Here is a 19,289-nt window from a genome sequence, read left to right on the forward strand (position 1 = left end):
GACGATCCGCAGCTTGTACTCGGCGGTGAAGGTGCGACGCTTCGGCTTCGGCGCCGGATCGGCGCCGGGACCGCTGGTGCTCGTCATACGGGTGGTTCTCCTGCTCGTTCGTCCACCCAGGCTAACTGATAACGCCGAGGCGTCTCACCCAACGATGTCAGAGAGGGCTCTTCACCCGAGGACGGCTTCAACCACGGGCGGAGCTCACCCGCCTCCTCCGGCACCGACTCGTGCACGAAGCGTGCAACCGACGCTGGGCCCGAAGCCGCGTCCCACGCATCGCCGGAAGCGTCGTCCCTCGCGCACTCGCAGGCGTGCAGGACCGGCCTGCAGGAGGAGCCAGACGTGGCGGGAGCCGACCGCACAAGATCGGGAATCACTGTCCGGCTTCCTCATCGCGGAGTCGGGATCCGTCATGTTGGCTTTCTCCGGCTGGATTCGGTGATGCAGAGTGGAGCAGGCGAATCAGGTGAGTGGGCGCGATCAGCGGATTTCACGAGCGACTCACGAGAAGAGGGATGTTTCGGTGATAGACACTTCTGGAAATACCTGCAATCTGAGCTCTCCTGAGGTGTCTCTAGTTTCGAATTCCACGACAAGTTGAGTCTCGCCGTCTCCCTCCTGGACGCGGAGTAGAATCGCTCCTTCTCTGAACAGATTCAACATGACCTTGCCGGATGGCGTGCACCAGCGCACAGTTACCGACTGTCCAACCGCGTCGTACGACAATGTCAAATCTTCACCAGTGACATCGACGAGATTTACGGTCCTCTGAGTCTCACCAGTGATCTCTGGCTCGACTCCCAGTGCGTTGACGATCTCCTGTGGGTCAGGTGTGACGAATTCGGATGGCAAGGAATTTTCTCCTGGACTTCGCGTGCGATTAACTGCTAGAACTGCAAGCGACCGGCGGATCTCTCAACTGCGGAATATTACCGTCGATAGCCTGTATCCGCCGTCGGGCATGATCTGCCAGGTGCTCTCCACGCCGAGCATTCCATGTGGGCCGTATAGTACGGATTTCGTTTTCCCGAAATTCCCCCATTCGTTGGTGAAATGTTCTGAGAATCCATTGCCGGTCGCCTCCTTCAAGTGTTCGGTCACGAATTGACGAGAGGCCGGAGTGTCATGGAACCCTATACTCTTGAGCTGATTGGCATTTTGTATAGCCCTCGGCGTGTTGTGAGGATCTGGCTTCACATCCTTATTGAACAGGTAATCCAACTTTCTCGGGTTGACTTCGGGACAGGGGGAAAGCCCAAAAGGATCTGCCCCTGTGTGAGGATTTGCGACGTAGGCATCCGAGTTGGGTGACGGCGCGATACCTAGAGGGTCGACAGAGACGTATCGGGCGGTTTCCGGATCGTAGTGGCGGTGAAAGTTGTAGTGGAGGCCGGTTTCCGGATCGAAGTACTGGCCGGGGAAGCGAAGCGGTGTGTAGGCGATGCTGGTGGCGGACCAGGTGGTGGTGCCCCACAAGGTGCTGCGGGTATACCAGGCCAGACTGCCCGACTCGTCGATGAGTTCGGTCGGGGTGCCGATGAGATCGGTGACTACGGCGAAGAATCGCTCGTCGACGGTGTCCTGCGGGGTGCTGGCCGAGAGGATACGTTCCGTCTGGGTGAGGGGGCGGAGCCCGTCGTGGTCCCAAGTGAGGGCAACCGAGTTGGCCAGAGCTTCGGCGGAGGATATCTGTTCGCACAGAATGGTTCCGTCCCAGGTAAATGAGACTTCCTCTATCACTGCGTCGCTTTGGGCTTGCAGGCGTTGCTTGGCCATGCGGCGGCCGAGAGGGTCATAGAGATAACGCCAGTGCGCCCCGTCGGGAGTGGTGACCGAAGTGAGCCGGTCCTCGGAGTCCCAGGTGTAGCGCCAGGTTCCCGGTGCGCGGGAGAGACGGGTCTTCTGACGGAGGACGATACGGCCCTGGGCGTCATGCTCGTAGCGGACGCGGCCGGCGCGAGTGAGCCGTGTGCCTGTGTAGGTACGTTCGCCCGTGGCCTCGTGACCGGGGTGACCTACAGGCCACGCTGCCTGTGTCTGGTTGCCCGCCTGGTCATAAGCGTAGGTCTCGGTCCAGCGCGTGCCGTCGACCGCGGTCACCCGGCCGACGGCGTCCAGCTCGAAGTGGCGGGATCCGGAAACGCTGTCGTGAATTCCGATGAGGTTGCCGTCTGCGCGGTAGGTGTAGGCACGGTGCTTCAGGCTCTGCCCCCGGGCCCATACCTGCTCGCTGGTGAGACGGCCCGCCGTGTCGAATTCGTGGGTGAGGCTGATCGACTGCCCGATGTGCCGGGCGCTCTCCTGTCCGGCGGCGTTCCGTGTGAACGCAACGGTTCGGCCGGAACTGCTGAGGCTGCTGCATCGCCCGGCGGCATCGTAGTCCAAGGTGCTTGTCACGCCGGATGGGGTTGTTCGGGAGATCCGTCGCCCCAACGTGTCGTAGCCGTAAGTCAGTGTGCGTCCGTTTACGGTCTCGGACCTGAGCCTCCCGTGCCGGTCGTGCAAGCGCGTGAGGGTCGAGTCAGGGCCGACGGCACAGGCTAGTTGGTCGAAGATGTCGTACTCAAAGGTGGTGACCGCGCCGTCCGCATGCTTGCGCAGCAGTTGTCCGATTTCGTTGCGCTCGTAACGGATGCTCTGGCCGAGCCCATTGGTGCGAGTGGTCAGGCGTCCGGCCTCGTCGTGACCATATGCGAGTGTGCGGCCGTCGAAGTCGGTCTCCGCTGTGAGACGACCGTTGGGATCGTAGGTGTAACTCCATTTCAGGCCGTGCGGGTTGCCTACCTCAGTCAGCCGCAGATTGGTGTCGTGGGTGAACTCGTAGCGAGCCCCGTCCGGGCCCGTACGGGCTGCCAGGAGGTCGAAGTCGGTGTACTCGAAACGGCTGACCGTACCCATGGCATTGGTATGGGACAGGCAATTGCCTTCGCCGTCATGCGTCCAGGATTCCTCGCTGCCGTCCGGCTCGGTACGCCGAGCCAGCCGGCCTTCAACTGTCCATTGGTATCGGCTGGTTGCGTCGAGGGCATCGGTGACAGCAACTGGTCGTCCGAAGGCGTCGCGTTCGTAGCGAGTCGTCGCGCCCAGTGGGTCGGTGATCTGGGTGGGCAGACCGGCTCTGTCGTACCGTGCCTCGGAGCGATGCCCGAGGGCATCCGTCACAGATATGACGTTCCCGGCCTCGTCGTACGAATAGGTCGTTGTCGCGCCGGAGGCGTCAGTTACCGACGTACGGTTGCCTCGCTCGTCGTAGGTCTGTCGGGTGACCATCCCGTCCGCGCCCCTGACGCGCACCGGTAGGCCGAGGGCGTTGTAGTCGGCGGTCAGTTCCCGCCCGTCCGGGCGGACTACCGAGGTAAGGCAACCGTGCTCGTCGTACGTGGAGCGGCTGAGGTGTCCGAGCGGGTCCGTGACGGACAGCAGCCGGTGGAAGTGGTCGTACTCGAAGCGGGTGACGGCCCCCAGCGCGTCGATTTCAGCTACCACTTGGGAGCGGTCGTTGATCACAAACCGCTTGGTGTGGCCGAGGCCGTCAGTTATGGACGTCACGCGCAGGCCGGTGTCGGGGTCGGGGTCATCCCAGGTGAAGTGGGCTTCGAGGTGTCCGTTGGTTCCTGTCTGATACACGCAGCGGTCGTGTTCGTCGTAGACGTACTCGTACCGGCTGCCGTTGGTGTCCGTCCAGGACGTGATGCGGCCCAGTTCGTCGCAGCCGAAGTGCAACGGCCTACCTGAGGAGTTGGTGACAGCGGTGAGGTGGCCGTCGGCGTAGCCGTAACGGAGGATCTCCTGATCGGTGCCGTCCGGCGCGGCGCCCGCCAGGTGCAGGGCGGTGACCCTTCCGTCATTCGTGCTGAGCTTCAGGTGGTAGCCGCTGTGGTGCACGATCGACGTCGGGGCACCCGTGTCGTCGTACTCGAAGGTGATCCAGCGGCCGTTGCGGTCGTCGATCTGAGCCAGGAGTGCCAACTCCCCGCCCGCATGGTCGACGAAATGCCGGACCCTGCCGGTTTCCGGATCGGTGACGGTGTAGCCGTCGTCCACCCGGTCCAGCGGCCAGCGCCGACCATGCGTCGGCATGACAGGAACGCCGGGCGCGGGATGCGGATAGGCGAGCAGACTGCCCTCCTCGCAGCTGAACACCACACCTTCCGTGTCGATCTCAAGGCGCTGGTCGACCGTGCTCGACCAGCCGGATCCGAACCAGCGGCCAGCTCGGTAGGAGGAGTCGAAGACGCGCTCAAAGACAAGGGGCAGCGATCCCGGCAGCACGATGTCCGTCTGAGGGAGCAGCATGCGCCCGGTCGCGACGTCGACCGGGTCTCCCGCGCACTTGACCTCGCTGCACTTCTTGTCGTTGGAGTCGGGGCTCTTCTCGTGGCCGTGCCGGTTCTTGCCCTTCGGGCGTTCGAGGAGATCCTTTATCCCGGCCCGCAGGCCGCCCTTGATCAGACCACCGCCCTTGGTGCCGACCAGCTCGGGTACCAGCCGGCCGATGAATTCGGACGGATCGCCCTTGGCCGCATCCCAGGCGTTCTTGAGCGCCCTATCAGGGTTGGCCGCTGTGGAGACGAGGCCGGCGAGCGTCATGTTGACGCCCTTGTAGTACTCGGCCGGGTGCGTCAGGTTGTAAGGGTCGGTCGGGTCGACCGAGCGGACGAAGTTCACCAGCCCCGCGGTGCCCTTGATGACACCGCCGCCGAAGTGGGCGAGCTCGATACCCTGACCCACGCCGTAGTCGTAGAACTCCTGCTTGGCCCGGTCCAGGCCGGTGGGTTCCTTCGGGGCGTGCGCCATCGCTGCGGTAATCGCGCCCTTGGCCGCTTCGGCGGCCTCGTTGCGTGCTTGCCGCGCGCGCTCCAGCATCTCCTGAGCGTGCTGTCGTTTGGCCACGCTCGGATCGGAGAACGTTCCCGGATGCGGGAGCGGATGGTCGGTGTTGCGGACCGCGTTGTACGCCGCCGCCTTCTCCTTGAACGCGGCAGCAGCGGTTTCGTAGTCCTGCTTGCCCTCCTTGTAGAGAGCGATCGCCTCTCCGGCCTTGGCCTGCGCGCTCGTGACCGTCCCGGCATACGTCTCCAACGCCTTGGCCGCGTCCTCGAACGCATCCGCCGCACGTAACCAGTCGGTCGGCAGCGTCTGGAACTTCTCCCGGAACGCGTCGGCGGCCACGCCCTTCCAATGACCGGAGTCGAGTTTCTTCATCCCGCCGCCGACGAGATCGAACGCCTTCTGGAAGTCCCGGAGGTTCTTCACCGCCGCGGCGATCTTCTCCGGCCTGCCATGGATCAGCTCGTTGGCTTCCTCGGTCTGCCCGAGCTGCTGCTCCCCGACCTCCGCACCGAGCGAGGACGCGGTCTCGTCCCCCCAGTCCTCGACCGCGTCCGCCCACTCGTCGGCGCCGACCTTCTCCAGGCCGGCGCCGACGAAGTCGGTGCCCTTGTCGATCCCCTCGCCGACGATCTCCTTGCCCTTGTCGACCAGCTTGCCGGCACCGTCGTAAAGGTCTCCGCCGAGCTTCCCCCAGTCCACCATCAGCGGCTCTCCCCCCACCGCGGCTGCTCGGCCTGACGAATCGTCTCCTGCGACGGACCAAGCTGCTCCTTCAGGCGTTCATCCGTCGCTGCCCGCACCGTCGGGTCCACCAGCCCAGAGCGTTCCATCGAGTCGAGCGCGGCGTCCTCCACGTCGTAGGCGGTGTCCTGCCAGTTCTGCTTCACCTCGTCGTGGGCCTCGGCCATCGACTCCCAGCTGTAATCCGGGTTGTCGTACGTGGACTGACTTCTGATCGTGTCCCAGCTCATGGCCTTGACTTCTTCCTCGGACAGGTGCGGATTCCCGTTCAGGGAGTTCACGCCGACCTTGAACGAGTCCTTGATGTACTGCTCCTGCTCTGCAAAGGAACCCGCCGACAACCCGACCCCCAGCGCGAAGCCGTTCCCTTTCTGCGTCAGGGCCCGCACACCCCACTCCCAGCGATTGCAGAACGTCTCGAACTCAGACGTCAGCCCGCCGTGTCCCAACTCCAGCCCGGACAAAGCCAGATCCGAGAACCCTCGACCCGTCGACGCCTGCCCGATCATGCCGAGATCCTTCAACTCGGTATGTGCCAGTTCGATCCCCTTCGCGATCAGTGCCAGGGCCTCTGGCGGCACCTGAAGATCAGCGTTCTCCCCGCTCATTGCATCCCCCCGAGATCCACAGCAACCGCGTCCGGCACGATGCCGGCCACCGGCGGAAACAACATCCCGTCCGCACTGCCCGCATCCAGCGCCACCCCCGCCGGCACCGACAACATCGGCACCATCACATCCAACAACCGCGCACCCAACACCGCCTGGTACACCCACTCCCGCTCGGCATCCCCCCGAGCTTCTGCAAACCGGGCCAACGCCTCCTCGTCCGAGAACGCACAGATCCAGCGCACCCCGTTCTGCGTCGCCGACCACAGATCCCCGGCCTCATCCAGTGGCACCAGCACCGCCGTACGCCGGAATTCACCCAGCAACACAGCAAACTCACGCTGAGCCGCCGCTGTCCGGTCTCCCTCCAGCGTCACGGAAGGGACCGGCTCCAGGGCCACACCCGGTGTCGACCGCACCTCGGGAGCAGGCCAATCGGCCAAGTCGGCGATCTTCGAACGCCGAGCAGGCGGCTCTGCTATGTCATCCCCGTTATCGAACACCTGCCGAATGCTGTCACGGCACGCTTCCCCGAAGCAACGAGCAAAAATGGCCAGCCAGTCACGGCCCGGACCCGACCCAGCTCCACGCACGCCGAGATGGGCTGGTAAACGCCCCTGAGCAATGCTTCGCTGAGCCCCTCGGCTCGCATTCGCCCCGAAACCAGGCAGAAAACGACGCGCCAGAGCCCCAGGATCACGTCCGGGCTCTTGTGGTCTTCCAGGGTCAGGCCGCTGGGGTCGGGCAGGAAGTTGGGAGACTTCGGCGACGACTTCGTGCAAAGGCCAAAGATGCCCTTCGAGTTCCCCGGCGACGTCTACGACGTCATCACCGGCCAGAACAGCGGCGCAGGACGCCTTCGTCGACAAGTACCTCCGCGTCCGCCCCACCTACCGCCTCTACCAAGCCCACCCGACACAAACGGCCACGAACCCGCTACGCCCACGACACCGCTCAGCAACTGCCCGCCCCGAAGCACATCAAAGGCGCTGGGAACCGAGCTGCCCGCCATGGTCCGAGATACCGAAATCGCCTCGTGATCGCCCCAGTGACCAGAGTCATGCGGCTGGGCCAGAGCCTCAGAGCAAGCGTCATCTGAGCGTCAAGAATCTTCGAACGAGGCCCTGAAATCGCCGTGGCCGTGGTCGTTTCCGCCATGAAGTCGCAGGTCAAGCCACGTCCAGGGGCCGATCTGTCCGCTCGACCCGCTGCACAGCCGGAAACGGGTCGAGCGGCTCACCCACCCACAAAGCCGCAGGTCAAACACCCTTTCCTGCCGGCTCAAGGATCGCCACGCACTCCACGTGCGAGGTCATCGGGAACAGGTGGATGGCCGTCATCCACCTGCATCGAAGGCTGGACCGAACGACTTCGTCAGCGGAGCGCGGGGATGATGTCGGTGCCGTAGGCGTCGATGGTGGCCTCGCGGTTGTCGTGCATGCTGTAGACGGCGAGCTGGTCGACGCCGAGGTCCCTGAGGTGGCGGAGCTTCGCGATGTGGGCCTCGGCGGGGCCGAGGAGGCAGAAGCGGTCGACGATCTCGTCGGGGACGAACGCGGTGTCGGGGTTGTCGGCGCGGCCATGGTGGGAGTAGTCGTAGCCGTGCCGGTCCTTGATGTAGGCGGTGAGTTCCTCGGGGACCATCGAGGAGTGTTCGCCGTACTTGGCGACCAGGTCGGCGACGTGGTTGCCGACCATGCCGCCGAACCAGCGGCACTGGTCGCGGGCGTGGGCCAGCGCCTCCGGGGAGTCGTCCGCCGTGACGTAGGCCGGGGCGGCGACGCAGATCGTCAGGGCGTCGGGGTCGCGGCTGGCGTCGGTGGCCGCCTGCCGGACGGCCTTGACCATCCACTCAGTGAGGAAGGGGTCGGCGAGCTGGAGGATGAAGCCGTCGGCCTTGTGCCCGGCCAGGGCGAGTGCCTTGGGGCCGTAGGCGGCCATCCACACCGGCAGCTTGCCGTTCTTGATCCAGGGGATGCGGATCGCGTTGCCGTCGACCTCGGCCTCGCGGCCCTCGGCCAGGTCGCGGATGACGTCGATGGCCTCGCCGAGCCGGGCGAGGGTGTTGGGCTTGCGGCCAGCTACGCGCATGGCGGAGTCGCCGCGGCCGATGCCGCAGACGGTCCGGTTGCCGTACATGTCGTTGAGGGTGGCGAAGGTGGAGGCGGTCACCTCCCACGTACGGGTGCCCGGGTTGGTCACCATCGGGCCCACGTGGAGCTTGGTGGTGTTGGCGAGGATCTGGCTGTAGATGACGAAGGGTTCCTGCCACAGCACGGCGGAGTCGAAGGTCCAGCCGTAGCGGAAGCCGTTGCGCTCGGCCCGGCGCATCAGGCCCACGACCTGCGAGGCGGGCGGGTCGGTCTGCAGGACGAGTCCGAAGTCCACGCGGGACCTCCAAGTTCGAGTCGGTGCGATGAGATTCCGGGCTGCTCAGCCCAGGTACTGACAAAGGCCGCGCGGCACGAACCCGCCGTGCCCCGCATGGCCGACGTACTTCCGCTGGTCGACGACGACCTCACCCCGCGAGAGGACGGTCTCGACCTGACCGGTCACCGTCTTCCCCTCGTACGCCGAGTAGTCGACGTTCATGTGGTGAGTCTCGGCCGACAGCACCTGGGTGGCGTGCGGGTCGTAGATGACGACATCCGCGTCCGCACCAGGGGCGATCGTGCCCTTCTGCGGGTAGATGCCGAACATCCTCGCCGGCGTCGCGCAGGCGATCTCGATCCAGCGGCGGCGCGAGATGTGCCCGTCCACCACCGCCTGGTGGAGGAGGTCCATGCGGTTCTCCACACCCGGCAGGCCGTTGGGGATCTTCGAAAAGTCCCCGCGTCCCAGCTCCTTCTGGCCCACGAAGCAGAACGGGCAGTGGTCGGTGGAGACCACCTGGAGGTCGTTCGTCCGCAGGCCCCGCCAGAGCGCCGCCTGGTGCTCCTTCGGCCTGAGGGGCGTGCTGCACACGTACTTGGCGCCCTCGAAGTCCGGTTCCGCGAGGTTGTCCGTGGACAGGAAGAGGTACTGCGGGCAGGTCTCGCCGAAGACCGGCAGGCCCTTGTCACGGGCAGCGGCCAGCTCGGCCACCGCCTCCTGCGCCGACACGTGGACCACGTACAACGGGGAGCCGGCGACTCGGGCCAGCTGGATCGCCCGGTGGGTCGCCTCCGCCTCCAGGAGCGCCTTGCGGACCTCTCCGTGGTACCGGGGGTCGGTCTCGCCCCGGACCAGGGCCTGCTCCACCAGCACGTCGATCGCGATGCCGTTCTCCGCGTGCATCATGATCAGCCCACCGGTATCGCCGGCAACCTGCATCGCCCGCAGAATCTGGCCGTCATCCGAATAGAAGACCCCCGGATACGCCATAAACAATTTGAACGAGGAAACGCCATGCTCGATGAGCTTCGGCATCTCCCGCAGCGTCGCCTCGTTCACGTCCGACATGATCATGTGGAACGCGTAGTCGATCGCGCAGTTCCCGTCCGCCTTCTCCATCCAGGCGTTCAGGCCAGCCTGCAGCGACTCGCCTTTCGCCTGCACCGCGAAGTCGACGATCGTCGTCGTCCCGCCCCACGCCGCCGCCCGCGTCCCCGTCTCGAACGTGTCCGACGCGAACGTGCCGCCGAACGGCAGTTCCATGTGCGTGTGCGCGTCGACCCCACCCGGGATCACATACTTCTGCGACGCGTCGATCACCCGGTCCGCCGTCCACTCCTGCGTCCCCGGCGCCGCCAACGCCACCACCCGGCCATGCTCGATCAGCACATCCGCGTGCACCTCGTCCGCAGCCGTGATCACAAGACCACCGGTAATCAGAGTCCGAGTCATTCCCCAGCCATCCCTTCAACCCGCCGACCACGCCACCACCGACACGGGCCGGGGCAACACCCCGGGCCGCCGGCCCCCTCACGCCGCCACCTCGCACGGCACACGGCCTACTCCGCTAGAAAACCCCTGGTCACGCCACATCGGAGAGGATCATGTGGAAGGCGTAGTCGATGGCGCAGTTGCCGTCGGCCTTCGCATACCAGGCGTCGAGTCCTTCGCGGACCGCGCACCCCACGGTCTGGATGGCGAAGTCGACGATCGTGGTGGTGCCGCCCCAGGCGGCAGCCCTGGTCCCGGTCTCGAAGGTGTCGGCGGCGTAGGTGCCGCCGAATGGCATCTCCATGTGCGTGTGCGCGTCGACACCGCCCGGGATGACGTACTTGCCGGTGGCGTCGATGGTCCGGTCGGCGGTCCAGCTCGTGGCCGCGTCGGTGCCGTGCGCGGCGAGCGCGGCGATGCGGCCGCCCTCGATGAGTACGTCGGCGTGGAGTTCGTCGGACGCGGTGACGACGAGGCCGCCGTGGATGACGGTGCGGCTCATGTACCCCTCCTCACTCTGGCGGAATGGGTCTACGCACGTAGATATGGTGCGTGGTGAAGAACGTAGAAGTGGGTTACCCACTGTGGCAATACCGCTGCGGCTAACCGCTGAAGACGTTTCCGTTTCCGGGCATGCCGTACACCGTCGGCCCAAAGCCGGTGCCGCCGCACAACCGGACCACCGCAGGAAGGCCCCCGCACTCTGATCTGACATCAGCATGTCCGCCCTGCGTGAGCCGACGCAGGGTCAGCCGCAGCACGCGCGAAGGCGTACGGCAGGATGAGCGATCGCGTCGGACCCCGATTCGCACATCCGCGTGTCCCGACGCGAACCGCACACCCGAGAATCGAACAGGTAACACGGTGACGAAGCATCCCGTCCGACGCCCGGAAACGGCGACGGTTCCCCCCATCAGTCACGTTCCCCGGAGCCTGGGGGCGCAGCGGTGAACCGGGCCCTCACTCTGCACGACTTGATCGTCGCCGGTATTGCGATGGCTGCCGGCATCGCGGCGGGCCTCCTGCTGCGCGTGATTCTGCGATGGCTGGGAGAACGAGCCAGCAGGACGCGATGGAGCGGTGACGACGTCATCGTCGACGCCTTGCGGACCCTGGCCCCCTGGGCTGCGCCGGCCGCCGGCGCGGCGGCGGCAGCCACGGCGCTTCCGCTGACCGCCAGGGTCGGGCACCACGTCAACATGACTCTGACCGCTCTGCTCATCCTGGCCGCGACGCTCACGGCGGCCCGGGTGATCACCAATCTGGTGCGGTCCGTCGCGCAGTCCAGGTCGGGGGTGGCCGGATCGGCCACGATCTTCGTCAACATCACGCGCGTCGTGGTGCTGGCGATGGGCTTCCTCGTCATGCTCCAGACGCTGGGCATCTCCATCGCGCCTCTGCTCACCGCGCTGGGCGTGGGCGGTCTGGCGGTCGCCCTGGCGCTGCAGGACACGCTGGCCAATCTGTTCGCGGGCGTGCACATCCTCGCTTCGAAGACGGTGCAGCCCGGCGACTACATCCGGCTCAGCAGCGGCGAGGAGGGCTATGTCGTCGACATCAACTGGCGGAACACCGTGGTGCGTCAGTTGTCGAACAACCTTGTGATCATCCCGAACGCCCGGCTCGCGAGCACCAACATGACCAACTTCAACCGGCCGGAACAGCAACTTTCGATCATGGTCCAGGTGGGCGTCGGCTACGACAGCGACCTCGAACACGTCGAGCGCGTCACGGCCGAGGTCGTCGAGAACGTGATGACCGACATCACTGGCGCCGTACCCGACCACGAACCGGCCATCCGGTTCCACACGTTCGGGGACTCCAGGATCAACTTCACGGTCATTCTGGGGGTCGGCGAGTTCAGCGACCAATACCGGATCAAGCACGAATTCATCAAGCGCCTGCACGCGCGATTCCGGACCGAGGGCATTGCGGTCCCCGCTCCGACGCGCACCGTGACCGTGCAGCCGGGAACGACGCCGGTCACGATCCCCCACCAGCGCGAGGCGACGCAGTCGATGTCGTAGACCGACCGGCACATGGGGGGTGGGGGAAGGAGCGGGGCTGGGTGCGTGCAGCTGCAAGGCGGAGGAGGGAGGCAACGCGGAGGGGGCCCCTCCCGACCGACCGGCCGGACCCCGCGCCTCCGGGGGGTCCCCTGGAGCCGGGGGCGGCCGAAGTCCGGACCGCCGGCCTTCGCCCCGTCGGCTCATCCCACGGTCCGCAGCGCGGCCGCGAGGATCTTCGCGCCCTCCTCCGCCTCGGCGATGGACAGCGACAGCGGCGGGGCGATCCGGAGCACGCTGGTGTTGTGCGCGCCGCCCTTGCCGATGAGCAGCCCGCCCTCGCGGGCCGCTTCGAGGACAGCGGTTGCCGCCTCCGGGTTGGCCTCGTCGGTGCCGGGTTTCACCAGCTCGATGCCGATCATCAGGCCCCGGCCGCGCACCTCCCGCACGCACTCCGAGCCCGCGCCGATCGCCCGCAGCCGCTCGAGGAGCAGCCCGCCGACTCGTCGGGCGTTGCCCTGGAGGTCGTGGTCCAGCAGGTACGACAGGTTGGCGAGGCCCGCCGCCATGGTGACCGGGGAGCCGCCGAACGTCGAAATGGAGTTGGCGTCCAGGCAGTTCATGACGTCGGCGCGGGCGACGACGCCACCGATCGACATGCCGTTGCCGATGCCCTTGGCGAAGGTGAGGATGTCCGGCGGGCCGTTCCGGGAGTGCGCCTGCCAGCCCCAGAAGTGTTCGCCGGTACGGCCCCAGCCGGTCTGCACCTCGTCGGAGATCCACAGGACGCCGTGCCGGTTCAGGACTTCGCGGAATGCCGCGAACAGGCCGTCGGGCGGGGAGGTGAACCCGCCGACACCCTGGATGGGTTCGGCGATCAGCGCGGCGGCGGCGCGGGTGTGCCCGAGCAGGTCTTCCAGATCGGCCACGCACGCCTTGATGAACTGTGCGTCGCTGAGTTCCGCGTACGGGCCCCGGGTCCGGACCCCGCCGTGGACGTACAGCGTCTGCAACGGGGACAGACTCGTCGGCGACCAGGCCTTGTTGCCGGTGATGGCGACGGCCGAGAACGACCTGCCGTGGTAGCTGTTGCGCATCGCGAGGATCTGGTTCGACCCGCGGTACGTGGTGGCGAGCAGCAGCGCCGTGTCGTTGGCCTCGGTTCCCGAGGTGGTGAAGAAGACCCGGGCGTCGGGGATGCCGGAGAGCGTGGCGATGCGCTCGGCCAGTTCGACCATCGGCCGGTTGAGGTACAGCGTCGAGGTGTGGATGATCCGCCCGGCCTGCTCGGTGACCGCCTTCGTCACTTCGGGCAGCGCGTGAGCGGTCATCGTGGTGAGGATGCCGCCGAAGAAGTCGAGGTAGCGCTTGCCGTCCGCGTCCCAGACATGGCGGCCCTCACCGTGGGTGATCTCCAGCGGATGCCGGTAGTAGAGCGCGAGCCATTCGGGGCTGACGGCGAGGTGGCGGTGGTGGAGACTGCTCACGGCTCCACCAGTCCCTCGTACGCGTCGGGGCGGCGGTCCCGGTAGAACGCCCACTGCTGGCGCACTTCCTCGATGAGACCGAAGTCGAGGTCCCGGACGAGGAGTTCCTCCTCCTTGTCGCTGGCCACCTCCCCGACGAACTGGCCGCGCGGGTCGACGAAGTAACTGGTGCCGTAGAAGTCGTTGTCGCCGTACTCCTCCTGGCCGACGCGGTTGATCGCGGCGACGAAGTACTCGTTGGCCACGGCGGACGCGGGCTGTTCCAGCTGCCAGAGGTAGCTGGAGAGGCCGCGCGAGGTCGCGGACGGGTTGTACACCAACTGGGCTCCGTTGAGCCCGAGTTGACGCCAGCCCTCAGGGAAGTGCCGGTCGTAGCAGATATAGACACCGACCTTGCCGACGGCGGTGTCGAAGACCGGCCAGCCGGCGTTTCCGGGCTTGAAGTAGTACTTCTCCCAGAACCCCTTGACCTGCGGGATGTGGTGCTTGCGGTACTTGCCGAGGTACGAGCCGTCGGCGTCGATCACCGCGGCGGTGTTGAAGTAGAAGCCGGACTGCTCGATCTCGAAGACCGGCACGACGATCACCATGCCCGTCTCGCGGGCGAGCTCCTGCATCCGCCGGACGGTCGGCCCGTCCGGGACGGCCTCGGCCCAGCGGTAGTGCTCCGGCTCCTGCACCTGGCAGAAGTAGGGCGCGTTGAACACCTCCTGGAAACCGATGATCTTCGCCCCCTGCCGGGCGGCCTCGCGCGCATGTTCCTCATGCTTGGCGATCATGGATTCGGTGTCGCCGGTCCAGGTCGCCTGGACGAGTGCGGCGCGTACGACGTGGGACATGAGCTGCTCCTTCGACGCGGCGTCAGAGAGCCTCTACGCGTTTTCTACGCACGTAGATTCGGTACACAGGAGGAGAACGTAAGCCCCGCCACACGGCGGGGCAAGACCGTCGCCGTGAACCGGCCGAGTCGATCATGTTTCGTACCCGTGCGGTTCACACTCTCTCTTCCTTCCCCCGGGGAGAGCAGATGCCACGCCGACAGACCAACCCGGCTCGGAAGCAGGTACGGGTGTCGGCTCGTGGACCGTGCTCCACACCGTGCCACCGGCGCTCGCCGTAGCGGCGTTCGGCATTCGACCGCAGGCTTGTTTCGGGACGGCTACGCCCGCTTTTCCACCGGGGTGCGGTCGGCGCACGGCCGGCAGCATGCACGCCCCGGCAGCCGCCGTTCAGAAGGTGACGGCGATCCCGGTGTGGGGCCGCCTGCCGAGGCGTACGACCATGGCCGGCCAGTCGACCAGCCAGAACTTCCAGGTGTACTTGCGGGCCAGCAACCCGCGTACGGCACGCGTCCCCGCCTCGTCGAGCAGCCGCGCCGCACCCTCGGCGCTCGGCGCGCCGTCGGCGATCCGGCCGCGCACATCGCAGACGGTCACCGTGACCCGGCTGTTGTTCCGGATCCTTTTGACCTTCCACGAGTCGCTCCGGGTCCAGATGAACAGCTCCTCGCCGTCGGCCGCCGCCCACACGGGCGTCGCGACGGGCGTGCCGTCCTTCCGGTACGTGGTCAGGCTGACGTACTCGCCGCGGTCGAAGTCCTGGAGTGTCTGAGGAGTCACGGGCGTGACCCTACGCGTCCTGCCCGCCGGACACGTATGCCGCACGCGCGCTCACCAGCTCCGAAAGATGCTCCCGGGTCCACGCGCAGGCCATGCCGAGCGGGCCGAGCAGGGAGCGGCCCAGCGCCGTCAGTTCGTACTCGACCCGCGGCGGCCGCTCGTCATGGACGGTGCGGGTGACGAAGCCGTCCCGCTCCATGGCCCGCAGCGTCTCGGTGAGGACCTTCGGGGTGACCCGGTGCAGCGGCACCCGCAACTCCGAAAAGCGCCGCGGGCCGTCCTGCAGGCAGCGCAGCACCATGCCGGTCCATTTGTCGCCGACCCGGAACGGCTGGACCCGCTGCGTGCAGTCGGGGTCGTCGAACAGGTCGGCGGCCAGGGGTTCTCTCATACCTCCCGACGCTAACGGAGTTCCCTTGCAGTAACCGAGGGGTCCCGGCCTACGGTCACTCCAGCACCGCAGAGACCGTACGCAGGCAGCAGAGAGCAGGGGACTTCCATGAGCAGCAGGATCGTCGTCTTCGGGGCGGGTGGCCGGGTCGGTCGCGCGGCGGTCGCGGAGGCCGTCCGTCGCGGGCACACCGTGACGGCCGTGGTCCGCGACCCGGCCCGCTATCGGGACCTTGCCGGTCCGGGCATCGAGGTCGTACGGGGAGACGCCACCGATCCCGGGTCGGTGGCGGCCGTCGCGGCCGGTCACGACGCGGCGGTCAACGCGTCGGCGCGGCTGGACATCCCGTCCGAGGAGTACTTCGTCGCGGCGGCCCAGGCGCTGATCGCGGGACTGGGATCGGCGGGGGTGCGGCGACTGGTGGCCGTCGGAATCGCGTCGACGCTGGAGACCGCGCCAGGTGTACGGGTGATGGACGCGCCGGACTACCCGGACCCCTACCGGCTCTTCTCGCAGGGCCATGTCGCCGAGTTCGAGACCCTGACCGCGGCGAGTGAGGAGCTGGACTGGGTCATGGTGGTGCCGCCGATGGACCTGGACGCGGCGGGTCCGCGTACCGGCAGATATCGCAGCGCGATGGGCACGGTGCTCGACGGCACCGGGCACATCTCGCACCCGGACCTGGCGATCGCGCTGCTCGACGAGATCGACACACCGCGCCACCACCGCATTCAGCTGGCGGTCGCCGACTGAGCAGCCCCGGGGCTGCCCGGCGCTACCCGGCCAGCCGGACGGCCGTGTCCGGTTCCCCGGCGCAGCGGATCAGCAGATCGTCCATGGAGAGGCCGAGCGCGCCGGCCAGTGCCGCGACGGTGAAGAACGCGGGGGTCGGGGCGCGGCCGGTCTCGATCTTGCGCAGCGTCTCGGCGGAGATTCCGGCGTTCGCGGCGATCTCGACCATGCTGCGCGCGCCTCGCGCCTCGCGGAGCAGGCGGCCGAGCCGTTCGCCGCGAAGGCGCTCTTCCGGGGTGAGAGGCGTTCGTACCATGCCCCCCATTCTAGTACCGCCGTTATTCTCATACCGCCGTTATTCTCATACCGCTTCGACCGGTATAGTAATTGGCATGGTTCAGCTCAAGACGGATACATCCCTAGAGGCGATGCGCGAGGCCGGGCGGGTCGTGGCCCAGGTCCTGACAGCCGTACAGGAAGCGGCGGCGGTCGGCGTGTCGCTGCGCGAACTCGACGAGGTGGCGCGCGAAGTACTGCGCGAGGCAGGCGCCGGGTCGCCGTTCCTGAACTACAGGCCACACTTCGCCCCCACCCCCTTCCCCGCGGTGATCTGTACGTCCGTCAACGACGCGATCGTGCACGGCGTCCCGACCGGCCAGCGGCTGCGCGACGGCGATCTCGTGAGCATCGACGCGGGCGCGACGCTCGACGGCTGGGTCGGCGACTCGGCCGTCAGCTTCACCGTCGGCCGCGCCCGGCCCGCGGACACCCGGCTGATCGACACAGCGTTCGCCGCACTGAACGCGGGGATCGCGGCGGCGGTCGTCGGCAACCGGATCGGAGACATCGCACACGCGATCGGATCGGTCTGCCGGACCGCCGGATACGGCATTCCGGAAGGGTTCGGCGGCCACGGTGTGGGCCGGTCCATGCACGAGGACCCGTCCGTCCCCAACGAGGGACGACCGGGCCGTGGCATGCCGTTGCGGCACGGAATGGTGCTGGCGATCGAGCCGATGCTGATCGGCAGCGGGCACGACGCGTTCCATCCGGACCGGGACGGCTGGACGCTGCGCACCTCCGACGGCAGCCGGGCGGCGCACGCCGAGCACACGGTGGCGATCACGGACGAGGGGCCCCGCGTCCTCACCGCCCTCTGAACAACCCGTACCCATGCCCCCGTCACGGCCACGGGGCTGGTCCATGGCCGCCATCCGGCCCCGAACCAGCCCCGTGGGTCACTGATCACATTCAGTCGCTCGGCGTCACGACCATGGCGGATCCGCCGCCGCGCCGGACCTTCTCCGCCGCCGCGAGCCACCTCCCGTCCGGCAGCCGCTGCACACCGGTGGCCGCACCGATCTCCGGGTTCAGCTTGAAGGCATGGCCGAGCGACTCCAGTTCCGTCCGCAGCGGACTGTTCCACAGCGCGGGTTCGAGCTCGGTCGTCGGCGAGTTGCGCTGACTGGCGCGTGGCGCCGCGATCGCATCGACGAGCGGAAGACCGCGGTCGACCGTACCGATGAGCGACTGCAGCACGGTGGTGATGATCGTCGCGCCGCCCGGCGAGCCCAGGGCCAGTACCGGCTGCCCGTGCTTCAGCACGATCGTCGGCGAGATCGACGACCGCGGCCGCTTCCCCGGACCGGGCAGATTCGGGTCGTGCACAGCCGGGTTGGCGGGCGCGAACGAGAAGTCCGTCAGCTCGTTGTTGAGCAGATAACCGCGCCCCGGAACCGTAATGGCGCTGCCGCCGGTCTGCTCGATGGTCAGGGTGTACGCGACGACGTTGCCCCACTTGTCGGCGGCCGTCAGATGTGTGGTGTTCTCCCCCTCGTACGTCGTCGGGGCGGCCGTTCCACGGTTCGCACAGTCGGTGGGACGGCGCGGGTCGCCGGGGGCGAGCGGGCTGGTCAGCACCGCGTCGTCCTTGATCAGGCACTCCCTCGAGTCGGCGAACCGCTGGCTCAGCAGTCCGCGCGTCGGTACGTCCTCGAAGGCCGGGTCGCCGACCCACCGCCCGCGGTCGGCGAACGCGATCCGGCTCGCCTCGATGTAGCGGTGCAGATACTGGGACTCGCTCGCCCGCGAAAGATCGGTGTTCTCAAGAATGTTGAGCGCCTCGCCCACGCTCGTACCACCGGACGAGGACGGCGCCATGCCGTACACGTCGAGCCCCCGGTAGCCGACCTTGGTCGGTGCCTGCCGCAGGGCACGGTAGGAGCGCAGGTCCTTCGCCGTGAGATCGCCGGGGCGCACCACCCGGCTCGCCTTCGGGTCGACGGGCGGGTTGCGGACGGTCCGGACGACGTCGTCGGCCAGGTCGCCGCGGTACAGCTCGTCGATGCCGTCGCGGCCCACCTTCTCGTACGCACGCGCAAGGTCGGGGTTCTTGAAGACGGAGCCGACCACGGGCAGTTGCCCGCCCGGCAGGAAGAGCTTCGCAGTGTCCGGGAAGTCGGCGAACCGGGCCTGGTTCCCCTCGGTCTGCGAACGGAAGGTGGAGTCGACGACGAAGCCGTCCCTGGCGAGCCGCTCGGCCGGCTTCAGCAGCGCGCTCAGTGGCTTGCTGCCCCAGGCGTCGAGCGCGGTGGCCCAGGTGGCCGGGGTGCCGGGCGTGCCGACGGCCAGACCACTGGTGACGGCGTCCGCGAAGGCGAGGGGCTTGCCGTCCTCCACGAAGAGGGAGGAGTCCGCGCTTCGCGGCGCGGTCTCGCGGCCGTCGATGGTCTCCACGGTGTGCTTCTTGGCGTTGTAGTAGACGAAGTAGCCGCCCCCGCCCAGGCCCGACGAGTACGGCTCTGTCACACCGAGCGCGGCCGCGGTCGCCACGGCGGCGTCCACGGCGTTGCCACCCTTGCGGAGCACCTCGATCCCGGCGGCCGTGGCATCCGCGTCGACGCTGGCTACGGCCTCGACCTGACGGTCGCGGTCCTCTTTGCGTGTTCGTAGCTGATGGTGACGCCTAGGGCTTCGTGCAGTGGGCCTTTCTTATCGGCATCGGA

At 67.3% G+C, this 19,289-nt stretch carries 14 protein-coding genes and 2 pseudogenes; 3 read left to right on the forward strand and 13 right to left on the reverse strand.

What is annotated here, in order from left to right; all coding sequences use genetic code 11:
* Positions 1-504: 504 nt before the first annotated feature.
* The 7 genes and pseudogenes from AB0N06_RS34065 to AB0N06_RS34095 form a co-directional block, all read right to left on the reverse strand.
* Entirely contained in the window at positions 505-855 is a 351-nt protein-coding gene (locus AB0N06_RS34065) for a hypothetical protein (RefSeq protein WP_366138557.1), read from the reverse strand.
* 63 nt (positions 856-918) lie between these two features.
* Complete coding sequence (locus AB0N06_RS34070; RefSeq protein ID WP_366138558.1) at positions 919-5,538, reverse strand: putative T7SS-secreted protein; 4,620 nt, start codon at positions 5,536-5,538, stop codon at positions 919-921.
* Positions 5,538-6,185, reverse strand: a complete 648-nt coding sequence (locus AB0N06_RS34075) for a hypothetical protein (protein ID WP_366138559.1) — start codon at positions 6,183-6,185, stop codon at positions 5,538-5,540. The genes AB0N06_RS34070 and AB0N06_RS34075 overlap by 1 nt, the downstream gene beginning before the upstream one ends.
* Positions 6,182-6,688 carry an SseB family protein gene (locus AB0N06_RS34080; RefSeq protein ID WP_366138560.1) on the reverse strand — a complete coding sequence of 169 codons (507 nt, stop codon included), beginning with the start codon at positions 6,686-6,688 and terminating at the stop codon, positions 6,182-6,184. Before AB0N06_RS34080 ends, AB0N06_RS34075 begins: the two co-directional genes overlap by 4 nt.
* Before the next feature lie 871 nt (positions 6,689-7,559).
* Positions 7,560-8,573 (reverse strand): TIGR03842 family LLM class F420-dependent oxidoreductase, encoded by a 1,014-nt coding sequence (locus tag AB0N06_RS34085; protein ID WP_366138561.1) that lies wholly within the window; start codon positions 8,571-8,573, stop codon positions 7,560-7,562.
* Between the two features lie 45 nt (positions 8,574-8,618).
* Positions 8,619-10,010, reverse strand: coding sequence for a dihydropyrimidinase (gene hydA, locus AB0N06_RS34090; RefSeq protein WP_093900455.1), 1,392 nt, complete (start codon positions 10,008-10,010; stop codon positions 8,619-8,621).
* Between the two features lie 136 nt (positions 10,011-10,146).
* Positions 10,147-10,551, reverse strand: a pseudogene (locus tag AB0N06_RS34095) (amidohydrolase family protein); the annotation flags it as partial.
* Positions 10,552-10,996: 445 nt separating this feature from the next.
* Here AB0N06_RS34095 and AB0N06_RS34100 point away from each other — a divergent pair.
* Complete coding sequence (locus tag AB0N06_RS34100) at positions 10,997-12,076, forward strand: mechanosensitive ion channel family protein (RefSeq protein ID WP_366138562.1); 1,080 nt, start codon at positions 10,997-10,999, stop codon at positions 12,074-12,076.
* A gap of 182 nt (positions 12,077-12,258) precedes the next feature.
* Here the strand turns inward: AB0N06_RS34100 and AB0N06_RS34105 are convergent, their stop codons facing one another.
* The 4 genes from AB0N06_RS34105 to AB0N06_RS34120 all read right to left on the reverse strand — a co-directional run bounded on the left by AB0N06_RS34105 (position 12,259) and on the right by AB0N06_RS34120 (position 15,552).
* A complete protein-coding gene (locus AB0N06_RS34105) occupies positions 12,259-13,542 on the reverse strand; it encodes an aspartate aminotransferase family protein (RefSeq protein ID WP_366138563.1) in 1,284 nt (427 codons plus the stop codon).
* Positions 13,539-14,381, reverse strand: coding sequence for a nitrilase-related carbon-nitrogen hydrolase (locus AB0N06_RS34110; protein ID WP_266979781.1), 843 nt, complete (start codon positions 14,379-14,381; stop codon positions 13,539-13,541). The genes AB0N06_RS34105 and AB0N06_RS34110 overlap by 4 nt, the downstream gene beginning before the upstream one ends.
* Before the next feature lie 390 nt (positions 14,382-14,771).
* On the reverse strand, positions 14,772-15,161 hold the full coding sequence (locus AB0N06_RS34115; protein WP_366138564.1) for a PPOX class F420-dependent oxidoreductase: 390 nt from the start codon (positions 15,159-15,161) through the stop codon (positions 14,772-14,774).
* A 10-nt stretch (positions 15,162-15,171) separates the two neighbouring features.
* Complete coding sequence (locus tag AB0N06_RS34120; RefSeq protein ID WP_366138565.1) at positions 15,172-15,552, reverse strand: helix-turn-helix domain-containing protein; 381 nt, start codon at positions 15,550-15,552, stop codon at positions 15,172-15,174.
* Between the two features lie 108 nt (positions 15,553-15,660).
* Here AB0N06_RS34120 and AB0N06_RS34125 point away from each other — a divergent pair, with 108 nt between their 5' ends.
* Positions 15,661-16,305: an NAD(P)H-binding protein gene (locus tag AB0N06_RS34125; protein WP_366138566.1), complete on the forward strand. Its 645-nt coding sequence runs from the start codon at positions 15,661-15,663 to the stop codon at positions 16,303-16,305.
* Between the two features lie 22 nt (positions 16,306-16,327).
* On the opposite strand, the gene AB0N06_RS34130 is transcribed toward AB0N06_RS34125, so the two are convergent.
* Complete coding sequence (locus AB0N06_RS34130) at positions 16,328-16,600, reverse strand: helix-turn-helix transcriptional regulator (protein WP_366138567.1); 273 nt, start codon at positions 16,598-16,600, stop codon at positions 16,328-16,330.
* A gap of 76 nt (positions 16,601-16,676) precedes the next feature.
* Here AB0N06_RS34130 and map point away from each other — a divergent pair, with 76 nt between their 5' ends.
* The gene (gene map / locus AB0N06_RS34135; RefSeq protein WP_366138568.1) at positions 16,677-17,444 is read left to right on the forward strand and encodes a type I methionyl aminopeptidase; all 768 of its coding nucleotides are present in this window, start codon (positions 16,677-16,679) and stop codon (positions 17,442-17,444) included.
* 91 nt (positions 17,445-17,535) lie between these two features.
* On the opposite strand, the pseudogene ggt reads toward map, so the two are convergent.
* Positions 17,536-19,194, reverse strand: a pseudogene (gene ggt / locus AB0N06_RS34140) (gamma-glutamyltransferase); the annotation flags it as partial.
* Between the last annotated feature and the right edge of the window lie 95 nt (positions 19,195-19,289).

Origin of the sequence: Streptomyces sp. NPDC051020 (assembly GCF_040683105.1) — a bacterium.
GTDB lineage: Bacteria > Actinomycetota > Actinomycetes > Streptomycetales > Streptomycetaceae > Streptomyces.